General features: G+C 68.1%; 5 protein-coding genes. 2 read left to right on the plus strand and 3 right to left on the minus strand.

Translation table 11 applies throughout. From position 1 onward, the window contains the following. Positions 1–25: 25 nt before the first annotated feature. On the minus strand, positions 26–2,167 hold the full coding sequence (locus tag VK682_RS10665) for a malate synthase G (protein ID WP_230794243.1): 2,142 nt from the start codon (positions 2,165–2,167) through the stop codon (positions 26–28). Between the two features lie 197 nt (positions 2,168–2,364). Between VK682_RS10665 and VK682_RS10670 the strand changes: the two genes are divergently transcribed. Both VK682_RS10670 and VK682_RS10675 read left to right on the plus strand, forming a co-directional pair. Beyond that, a complete protein-coding gene (locus VK682_RS10670; RefSeq protein WP_230794242.1) occupies positions 2,365–3,027 on the plus strand; it encodes a potassium channel family protein in 663 nt (220 codons plus the stop codon). A gap of 4 nt (positions 3,028–3,031) precedes the next feature. Next, positions 3,032–4,381 carry a TrkH family potassium uptake protein gene (locus VK682_RS10675; RefSeq protein WP_089850551.1) on the plus strand — a complete coding sequence of 450 codons (1,350 nt, stop codon included), beginning with the start codon at positions 3,032–3,034 and terminating at the stop codon, positions 4,379–4,381. A 15-nt stretch (positions 4,382–4,396) separates the two neighbouring features. Here VK682_RS10675 and VK682_RS10680 read toward each other — a convergent pair whose 3' ends face one another. Both VK682_RS10680 and VK682_RS10685 read right to left on the minus strand, forming a co-directional pair. Next, positions 4,397–6,220, minus strand: a complete 1,824-nt coding sequence (locus tag VK682_RS10680; protein WP_324781769.1) for an ABCB family ABC transporter ATP-binding protein/permease — start codon at positions 6,218–6,220, stop codon at positions 4,397–4,399. A 163-nt stretch (positions 6,221–6,383) separates the two neighbouring features. After that, a partial coding sequence (locus VK682_RS10685) for a LysM peptidoglycan-binding domain-containing protein (protein ID WP_324781770.1) occupies positions 6,384–7,503 on the minus strand: 1,120 nt, incomplete at its 5' end.

The raw sequence follows: 7,503 nt of genomic DNA on the forward strand, positions 1-7,503 counted from the left end.
GGGCCGCAAGCCCGCCCCCGCAGGCTCAGCCCGCCTTCAGTTCCAGACGGCGGCGGTGCAGCACCGGTTCGGTATAGCCCGACGGCTGCGCGCGGCCCTCGAACACCAGATCGCAGGCGGCGCGGAAAGCCACGCCGTCAAAGCCCGGCGCCATGGGCGTATAGGCGGCGTCCCCGGCATTCTGCCGGTCCACCACGGCGGCCATGCGTTCCATCACCGCGCGCAGTTCCGCCTCTGACACCACGCCGTGATGCAGCCAGTTCGCCAGATGCTGCGAGGAAATCCGGCAGGTCGCGCGATCCTCCATCAGGCCGACATCGTGGATGTCGGGCACCTTGGAACAGCCGACGCCCTGATCGACCCAGCGCACCACATAGCCAAGGATGCCTTGGGCGTTGTTCTCGATCTCCTCGCGCACCTCGTCTTCGGACCAGTTGGCCCCCGCCGCCACCGGCACGGTCAAAAGGTCAGCCAGCGTGCCGCGCGGCCCGCCTGCCGCGATCTCGTCCTGCCGCGCCAGCACGTCCACCGCGTGATAATGCAGCGCGTGCAGCGTGGCGGCGGTGGGCGACGGCACCCAGGCGCAGGTGGCACCCGCCTTGGGATGACCGATCTTCGCCTCCAGCATGGCGGCCATACGGTCGGGCATGGCCCACATGCCCTTGCCGATCTGGGCGCGGCCCTTCAGCCCGCAGGCAAGGCCGATATCGACGTTGCGATCCTCATAGGCGGCGATCCACGGCGTCGACTTCATGTCGCCCTTGCGCAGCATCGGCCCCGCTTCCATGGCGCTGTGCATCTCGTCGCCGGTGCGGTCCAGAAAGCCGGTATTGATGAAGGCCACGCGGTGCTGTGCGGCGCGGATACATTCGCGCAGATTGGCGGAGGTGCGGCGTTCCTCGTCCATGATGCCCAGCTTGACGGTGTAGCGCGGCAGGCCCAGCACCTCCTCGACGAAGGTGAACACCTCGTCGGCGAAGGCCACTTCCTCGGGGCCGTGCATCTTGGGCTTGACCACATAGACCGAGCCCGTGACCGAATTGCGCGGGCCCTGCGATTTCGCCAGATCGTGCCGCGCGATCAGCACGGTGACCATGGCATCCATCAGCCCTTCGAAGATCTCGGACCCGTCGCGCAGCAGGATGGCGGGGTTGGTCATCAGATGGCCGACATTGCGCACCAGCATCAGCGCGCGGCCCTTCAGCACCAGATCGGATCCGTCGGGCGCGGTATAGGTCCGGTCGCCGTCCAGCACGCGGGTGACAGTCTGACCGTTCTTGTCAAAACTGTCAGACAGATCGCCCTTCATCAGCCCCAGCCAGTTGCCATAGGCCAGCGCCTTGTCCGCACCATCGACGCAGGCCACGGAATCCTCGCAATCCATGATGGCGGAGACGGCGGCTTCCATCCGCACATCGGCCAGCCCCGCCGGATCGCCGGATCCGATATGGTGGCTGCGGTCGATGACCAGTTCCACATGCAGATTGTTGTTGACCAGCAGCACCGCCTCGGGGGCCTCCGGCGCCCCGCGCCAGCCCGCGAACTGGGCGGGATCCGCCAGCGGCTGGCCGCCGACGCGCAGCGCGCCGCCATCAACCACATAGCCCTGCGCCTGCGCATGGCTGCCGCCCGCAACCGGGAAGGTCTCGTCCAGAAACGCCTTGACGCGGGCGACCACGTCCTGCCCGCGCGCCGCGTCAAACCCGCCCTTGGACGGCAGCGACCCCAGCGCATCGGTGCCGTAAAGCGCATCATAAAGCGAGCCCCAGCGGGCATTCGCGGCGTTCAGCGCGTAGCGGGCATTGGTGATCGGCACCACCAGCTGCGGCCCCGGGGTGCTGGCGAATTCGGGATCGGTCGCGGCGGTCTGGATGGTGAACTCCGGGCCTTCGGGCACCAGATAGCCGATCTCGCGCAGGAAGGCGGTATAGGCGTCGGGGTCGGGCTGGCCGGGATGGGCCTTGTGCCACGCATCAAGCTGCGCCTGCAGATCGGCGCGCCGCGCCAGCAGCGCCGCATTGCGCGGGCCGAACTCATGCGCCAGCCGCGACAGGCCCGCCCAGAAGGTCTCCGCATCCACGCCGCTGCCCGGCAGGGCCTGATCCTCGATCAGGGAGAACAGCGCGGGGTCGATCCTCAGGCCGTGGCGTTCGATACGGTCGCTCATGGGGCATCTCCAGTGTGAGTCGCGTCAGTCCCGGTTTAGGAAACAAGTTTCCGATAGGCAACAAGCGGTGGTCATATCTTCTGACCAGATCGGCCCGCCACGCGCCCCCTGCCCGCCCCGCACGGCGCTTCTTCTTGACAGGTCTGGTGCCGCGATGCAGCGTCCGCAACATTTCGGCACCTGAAAGGACGAAAGACATGGCCAAGGAAACCCGAAGCTTCGCCGTCATCGGGTTGGGCGCGTTCGGCAGCACCGTCGCGTCGGAACTGGCACGGTTCGGCAATCATGTGATCGGGGTGGACCGCGACGAGAAGCGCGTGTCGCAAATGGCCTCGACCCTGCCTGCCACCGTCATTCTGGACACCACCGACGAGGGCGCGCTGCGCGAAGCGGGGATCGACCGTTACGACGTGGTGCTGGTCGCCATCGGGCGCGACATCGAAGCCTCGATCCTCACCACCATGAACATGCGGCTGCTGGGGATCGACACCATCTGGGTTAAGGCCTCCAACCGCACCCATCACCGCATCCTGTCCAAGCTGGGCGCCGACCGGGTGATCCTGCCGGAGCAGGAAATGGGCCGCCACATCTCGCAGATGCTGAACAACCCGGTGGTGCAGGATTACATGACGCTGAGCAACGGGTTCAGCGTGGTCAACGTGGTGCTGCCGGACCGGATCAAGGGCAAGCAGCTCTGCGATCTGGGCATCGGCGACCGGCACGACCTGCGGCTGCTGGGAATGATGCGCGGCACCGAACATGTGCCCTGTTCCGACCGCGACATGGATCTGCGCCCCGAGGACAAGCTGATCCTGCTGGGCAAGCGCGCCGATCTGCGCCGCTTTGGCGACGCGCTCTGATCCCATGGTCTGGCGCACCCTGTCCCGGACGCTCGCGCGGCGCCTGCTGCGCGTGTCCCCGCCGCTGATCCTTGCGGCGCTTTATGCCGGGCTTATCCTGCTGGGGGCGCTGCTGTTCAAGCTGCCCTTTGCCACCACGCAGCCGATCACATGGTCGGATGCGCTGTTCACCGCCACCTCGGCGGTCACCGTCACCGGGCTTGCCGTCTTTGACGTGGGCGCGGTGCTGACCCATTTCGGGGAATTCGTGCTGGCGGTGCTGATCCAGCTTGGCGGGCTCGGGCTCATGACCTTTGCCGTGCTGGTGCTGGCAGCACTTGGCCTGCCGGTGGGCATCACCGGGCATATCTACCTGCGCGAGGATCTGAACCAGAATTCCATGCACCAGCTGTCGGCACTGGTGCGGACCATCCTCAAGGTGGTGCTTTTCTGCGAGGTGACGGGCGCGCTGGTGCTGATGCTCAGCTTCGCCCCGGTTCTGGGCTTCTGGGAGGGGCTGTGGGTCTCGGCCTTCCACTCGATTTCGGCCTTCAACAATGCGGGGTTTTCCACCTTCTCCGACGGGCTGGTGGGCTTTGCCACCGATCCGGTGGTCAATCTGGTGATCCCCGCCTTGTTCATCGTCGGCGGCATCGGCTATGTCGTGCTGCAGGACATCGCCCGGCAGCGCAGCCATCACAGCTGGTCGCTGCATACCAAGATCATGCTGCTGGGCACCGCCATCCTGATTCCGTGGTCGGTGGGCAGCTTTGCGCTGCTGGAATGGACCAATCCCGGCACGCTGGGGATCTTTGACAGTGCCGGGGAAAAGCTGATGGTCAGCTGGTTTCAGGGCGTCACCACCCGCACCGCCGGGTTCAACACCACCGATATCGGCGCGCTGCATGACAGCACGGTGATGCTGTTCATCTCGCTCATGCTGATCGGCGGCGGCCCCACCTCCACCGCCGGGGGGATCAAGGTCACGACCTTTGTGGTGATGATCCTTGCCACCATCGCCTTTTTCCGCCGCCAGACGCAGCTGCATGCCTTTGGCCGCAGCATCGGGCTGGAACAGGTGCTGAAGGTCATGGCGCTGACCTCGATCAGCGTGCTGGTGGTGTTTGTGGGGGTGTTCCTGCTCACCGCCTCGCATGACGGGCATTTTGTCGACGTGGCCTTCGAGGTGGCCAGCGCCTTCGGCACGGTGGGCCTGTCGCGCGGCTATACGACCGAGCTGACCGAATTCGGCCGCGCCATGATCATCGCGATCATGTTTCTGGGCCGGGTCGGGCCGCTGACGCTGGGGTTTTTTCTGGCCACCCGCACCACACCCCGCGTGCGCTACCCCGAAGGGCAGATCCATCTGGGCTGACGAAAGACCGCGCGGTCAGGCCGCGCGGTCCTCGGCCTGCTGGCGCGCCCAAAGCTGGGCATAACGCCCGGCGCGGGCCAGCAGCGCCTCATGGGTGCCCTCCTCGACCACCAGACCTTTTTCCAGCACCACGATGCGGTCGGCATCGGCGATGGTGGACAGCCGGTGCGCGATGGTCAGCACCGTGCGCCCCTCGCCCGCGCGGCGCAGGGCGGTCTGGATCTCTGCCTCGGTCTCGGTATCAAGCGCCGAGGTCGCCTCGTCCAAAAGCAGGATCGGCGGATCCTTCAGCAGCGTGCGCGCGATGCCGACGCGCTGCTTTTCCCCGCCCGACAGTTTCAGCCCGCGTTCGCCCACCTGCGTGTCATAACCTTCGGGCAGCGAGATGATGAACTCGTGGATCTGCGCCGCACGCGCCGCCGCCTCGATCTGTGCCTGCGTGGCACCATCGCGGCCATAGGCGATGTTGTAGCGGATGCTGTCGTTGAACAGCACGGTGTCCTGCGGCACCACGCCGATGGCGGCGTGCAGGCTGTCCTGCGTCACCGCGCGCAGATCCTGCCCGTCGATGCGGATGGCGCCGCCCGAGACATCGTAGAAGCGGAACAGCAGCCGCCCGATGGTGGATTTGCCCGATCCCGACGGCCCGACCAGCGCCACGCTTTCCCCCGCCCCCACCTTCAGGCTGACGCCGTGCAGGATGGTGCGCTCGGGGTCATAGCCAAAGCGCACCGCGTCGAATTCGACCGCAGCCCCGCGCACCTGCAGCGCAGGCGCACCGGGGCGGTCCTTGACCTCGCTCGGCTGGTCCAGAAGATCGAACATCTGGCCCATATCCACCAGCGCCTGCCGGATTTCGCGATAGACCGTGCCAAGGAAATTGAGCGGCATGGTGATCTGGATCATGTAGGCGTTGACCATGACAAAATCGCCCACGGTCAGGCTGCCCTGCTGCACCCCCAGCGCCGCCATGATCATCACCGCCACCAGCCCCGCCGTGATGATGAAGGCCTGCCCGGCATTGAGCGCGGCAAGCGAGGTGGCGGTCTTGACCGCCGCCTGTTCATAACCCGCCATGGCGGCATCATAGCGCGCGGCCTCGCGCGCCTCAGCGCCGAAATACTTGACGGTCTCGAAATTCAGCAGGCTGTCCACCGCCTTCTGGTTGGCGTCGGTGTCCTGCGTGTTCATGCGCTGGCGCAGCTTCACCCGCCATTCGGTGACGGCGAAGGTGAACCAGACATACAGCGCGATGGTGACCGCCACCACCGCCAGATACCAGACGTCAAACAGCGTGAACAGGATGGCCGCGATCAGCAGCAGTTCAAGGATCAGCGGCCCGATGGAGAACAGCAGGAAGCGCAGCAGGAAATCCACGCCCTTCACGCCGCGTTCGATGATCCGGCTGAGCCCGCCGGTGCGCCGCGTCAGGTGATAGCGCAGCGACAGGCGGTGGATATGGCCGAAGGTTTCCAGCGCGATGCGGCGCAGCGCGTGCTGGCCGACCCGGGCAAAGACCGCGTCGCGCAGCTGCTGGAAGCCGTTGGAGAAAAACCGCGCCAGACCGTAAGCGACGGTCAGCCCCACCGCCCCCAGCGCCAGATCCGGCACCTCGCCGCCCAGCGTGTCCACCGCCGCCTTGTAAAGCAGCGGCGTGCCCACGGCGATCAGCTTGGCGACCAGCAGCAGCAGCAGTGCCGCCACCACCCGGCGCTGCGCCCAAGGTGCGCCCTTGGGCCAGAGATAGGGCGCGGTGCGGATCAGCACCCGGCGGGCGGAGCGGCGTTCGGACTGCGCGGAGGCATCCTGCGCGGGGTCGGCGGGAGAAGCGGGAGGCATGGCGGATCCTTTGGGTCTGCTGGCGTTCTAGCCCGCAGGCGCGGTCAGGGCCAGCCCGCCAGCCCGGATCGTTTCGGGCGGGCGGATGGGTCGCAGGGGGGCGCTGCCCCCCGCGCGCGCGGCGCGCTCCCCCCGGAGTTTACGGGCAAGATGAAGGGGCGGGTCAGTCCGGGATGTCGAAGACCTGACCGGGATAGATGAGGTCGGGGTCGCGGATCTGGCTGCGATTGGCCTCGAACACCTTCACATAGTCGATGCCCTGCCCGTAGCGGGTGCGCGCGATGGCCCAGAGCGTGTGGCCGGGCTGCACGGTGACGGCGCGCACCGCCACGGCGGGATCGGCGGCGGCGGCCAGCACCTCGGCGGATTCGCGGCGGAACGGGCTTTCGGCGCGGGCGGTGACCTCGCCCGCGTCGTCGATCTGGTCGACGCGCAGCGTATAGGTGCCGGTGGCGACATCGGGCAGGGCCGCCTGCCAGCGGCCATCGGCGGCGATGCGCGTGGTGATGAGCGGGCGGTTGTCGAGATAGACCCGGACCGAGGCCGCGCCTCGGCCCCGCCCGGCCAGCGCCACGGCGCCCTGCTCGTCATAGCTGATGGTGTCGATGGCGATCTGGTCCTGCGCCAGCGGGGTCTGCGGCTGCATCACCTCGATCCCCGCTTCGGAGGAGAGCAGCGCCACCGGCGCCGGGGCCTCTGGCGTTGGCACCACCGCCGCCGCGGCGGCATCGGGGCTGGAGGGGCCGGGCGCCGCCGCAATCCGCGGCTCGGGCGCATCGGGGGCTGCGGGGGGATCGCTGCGCGCTTGGGCCGGGGTGCTGCTGGCCTCGGCTGGCGCGGGCGCGGGACTGTCCGGCGCGGGTGCGTCGGCGGCGGGTTCTGCCGCGGCCATGGCGGCGGGCGGCGGGGCGGCGGGCGGGGTCAGGATCACCTCCTGTTCCGACAGCAGTTCCCGGCCCTGATGGCGCAGCCGCAGCCTCAGCACCCGCGGCGCGCCGTCGAGCGGCAGATCGAGAAAGGCGGTGAAGCGGCCATCCCGGTCGCTCTGCACCTCGGGTTCCGGGGTGCCGTCGACCAGCACCGCCACGGCGGCACCCGGTTCGGCCCGGCCCGCCACCAGCGTCTGGCCGGTGGGATCGGCGCGCACCAGATCGAAGCTGGGCGGATTTGGCAGCGGCAGCGGCGCGTCGGGGTCGGGGCGCGCTTCGGGCCCTGTGGCGGCAAGCACCTCTGACACCGCGCCGGGGCGTTCCGGCGCGCTGACCGGGGCCGGGGGGGGGGGG

The sequence above is a fragment of the Salipiger marinus genome (assembly GCF_035481585.1).
GTDB classification, from domain to species: Bacteria; Pseudomonadota; Alphaproteobacteria; order Rhodobacterales; family Rhodobacteraceae; genus Salipiger; species Salipiger marinus.

Bases quoted from the DNA above. Each gene is read 5' to 3' on its own strand.
- VK682_RS10680 (WP_324781769.1), bottom strand. From the start codon at position 6,220: ATGCCTCCCGCTTCTCCCGCCGACCCCGCGCAGGATGCCTCCGCGCAG.
- VK682_RS10675 (WP_089850551.1), top strand. From the start codon at position 3,032: ATGGTCTGGCGCACCCTGTCCCGGACGCTCGCGCGGCGCCTGCTGCGC.
- VK682_RS10670 (WP_230794242.1), top strand. From the start codon at position 2,365: ATGGCCAAGGAAACCCGAAGCTTCGCCGTCATCGGGTTGGGCGCGTTC.
- VK682_RS10665 (WP_230794243.1), bottom strand. From the start codon at position 2,167: ATGAGCGACCGTATCGAACGCCACGGCCTGAGGATCGACCCCGCGCTG.